The following is a 2,761-nucleotide window of genomic DNA, read 5'->3' as shown; positions in this document are numbered from 1 at the left end:
CGAGATCGCCCGACAGCGCCACGACGTCGCCGGGCATCAGGGCCGCGCCGATCGCCGCGCCGATGCGTTCGGCGTCGCCCAGGCCATAGCTTGCGGTAAAGATCGTCACGCGCTGCGCGGCAGGCTGATCCGCACGAGCGTACCCTGCCCCTGCTCGCTCACGACTTCCATCGTCCCGCCGTGTGCCGCGACGAGCTGGCGCGCGAGGGCAAGGCCGATGCCGCCTGACGGCGTTCCCGCCTGCTGCCCCCTCGTCACCGCCGCGACCGCGTCGGGCATTCCGGGGCCATTGTCCGACACGATGATGTCGATCCCGCGCAAGTCGCCCGCGGCATGGAGCAGCACGCGCCCGCCGGTCCGGCGCGCCGGCACGGTGTAGCGGACCGCATTGTCGAGCAGTCCCGCGACGAGCCGCGAAAGCCGCGGCGCATCGCCCTCGATATGGCCAAGATCGGGCGCCAGATTGCCAACCAGTTCGACCTTCTCGCCGTCGGCGAGGAGTTTGGCCTCGGCGAGCGCACCTTCGAGCAGCGCGCGCACGTCGACCGGCTCGCGCTCGACCGCGAGCGTCCCCGCTTCGCCCTGCGCGAGGTCGAGCACATTGTCGATCTGACGGCCCAGCACCGCGACCGAATCCATGATCGCATCGACATAGGCGCGCTGCTGGTCGCCGAGCTTGCCGGCATAACCCGCCTGCAACATCTCGCCGAACCCGCCGATCGAGGTGAGCGGCGTGCGCAATTCGTAACTCATCCGCGACAGGAAAGCGGTCTTGACCTTGTCCGCGGCTTCGAGCGCCTCGTTGCGTTCGCGCAGCGCGCCTTCCATCTTCCGGCTCGGCGTGATGTCGAGCATGATGAGCAGCGCATTGCCGTCGGGAAGCGGAATCGATGCGAAATCGAAATAGCGCCCGTCGGCAAAACCGATTTCGCCGCCCCGCTGTTGCCGTTCCAGGGTCGCGGCACGGATGACTTCCTGGACGATGCTGATCTGGTTCGGTTTCACCAGCCGGTCGGCGAGCCCGCCCATCAGCGCATCGACGCGCGGGTGCGCCGCCAACGTCCCCTCGTCGATGCCCCACAGGCGGCGGAAACGCTGGTTCCAGAGGTGCAGCCGCCCATCGGGCGCGAACACTGCCACCGCCTCGAACAGATTGTCGAAGGTCGCGGTCCGCACGCGCAGCAGCGTGTCGCGCGCGCCGGCGAGCTGCACCTGCTCGGTTTTGTCCTCGGCGATCAGCAGCAGGCCGCCATCGGGGGTCGGCTGCGCGACGACATGCAGGTGGGTGCCATCGCGGAGCAGCCAGTCCTCCTCGCTCGCCCCCGCCTGCGCAAACCAGTCGACATGCGCCTGCCGCCATTCGGGATAATCGCGTACTTCGGGGGTCCGCCCGCGCTCGCGCCAGGCGTCGAGCAGCCGCGCGAACGGCCGCGCCTCGGGAACATCGTCGGCCTCCAGCGCAAAAAGGCGGCGGAACGGCAGGTTGGCAAAGCTCAGTCCCTGATCGGGGCCGAATTGCGCGACCGCCGCCGATAGCCGGTCGAGCAGTTCGCGCTGGGTGTCGACGAAGCGGCGGTGCGCGCCGCGTTCGGTTTCGAGCTCCTGAATATCGATCGCATAGCCCGCGATGCCGATCGCGCGGCCGGGCACCAGCGGCACGTCGACAACGCGCATGATCCGCCGCTCGCCCTCGATCGTCACCGGGATCGTGCGAACCTGTGCCGATCCGGCAATGCGCGCTTCGTCGGCCGCCTCGGCGGCGCTGACCCCCGCGACGGTTTCGCACAGTTCGATCCCGGCATCGATCACCGCGGCCGCGCTCTTCGCCTCGACCGCGCGGACATAGGCGCCGTTGACCAGCGCGAGATGGAGGTCGGTGTCGCGAAACCACATCGGAAACGGCGCCGCCTCGATCAGCCCCGACAGGGCCTCAAATGCCGCCATCGCCTCGTCGCGTTCGCTGCGCGCGTGCGCCAGCGCGTGCTGGCCGTCGGTTGCGTCGCTCAGCCACAACAGCACGCTTCCCGGCCCGCCGACCGCATTGGGTGCCGCGGCGCCATGGACGATGATCGTCCGGTTGCTCGCTTCGGGCTTCAGGCTGAGGACAAAAGGCTTGGCACCACGCTGCGCGCCGAGGATCGCCTGACGCAATGCGTCATGACCTTGCGCATCGAGCCCGCTGTCGAGTCCGCGCAGCTCGTCGAAATTGCGCGGCCCCCGGTCGAGCCCCAGCCAGCGGCCGAGCCGCTCGCTCGCTTCGATCCGCCAGTCGGCACGGACGATGACGGGAAGCTGGGGCGACGCCTCGACAAGGCTCGCGAGCCGTTCGGCCTGCCCCGCGACGAACGCCGAGCGTCGCTGCATCGCGATCCCGCGCACGGTCGCCCACAATCCGGCGAGCAGCCAGAGCGCCGCGAACAGGCCGAGCGCGAACAGTAGCGCCGGGGAAAGCGATCCGCTCATCCCGCTCTATGCTTCCGCTTTTCTGTTGCCCGCGCCGCGATCATGACCGCCTGCCCTATAGGCGATATCAGCATGTTTCAATCGCGTGTCACTGCCGGTCACCGCGCCCGATCATCCGATGGGCTCACCGTCCACAGTTTTCGTCATTCCGAGCCCTGAGCGCCAGGCAGCCGAAGGGCTCGCGATGACGACGAAGAGGCGGGCGCGTCCGCCCGCCTCTTCGAAATCAATAGCGGTAATGGTCGGGCTTGAACGGGCCCTCGACCGGCACGCCGATATAGTCGGCCTGCTTCTGGCT

Annotated in this window: 2 protein-coding genes; both read right to left on the bottom strand. The window is 68.7% G+C overall.

Annotated features, from left to right (window positions below):
- Positions 1-105: 105 nt before the first annotated feature.
- Positions 106-2,463 carry a PAS domain-containing sensor histidine kinase gene (locus VGD20_RS07350; RefSeq protein ID WP_331133821.1) on the bottom strand — a complete coding sequence of 786 codons (2,358 nt, stop codon included), beginning with the start codon at positions 2,461-2,463 and terminating at the stop codon, positions 106-108.
- 226 nt (positions 2,464-2,689) lie between these two features.
- Positions 2,690-2,761 (bottom strand): adenosylhomocysteinase (locus VGD20_RS21800; protein WP_414714553.1); only part of this gene is annotated, 72 nt, incomplete at its 5' end.

The sequence above is a fragment of the Sphingopyxis sp. genome (assembly GCF_036402335.1).
Taxonomy (GTDB): domain Bacteria; phylum Pseudomonadota; class Alphaproteobacteria; order Sphingomonadales; family Sphingomonadaceae; genus Sphingopyxis.
The sequence above is the reverse complement of the archived record's forward strand: the minus strand, read 5'-3'. Positions and strand labels throughout refer to the sequence as shown.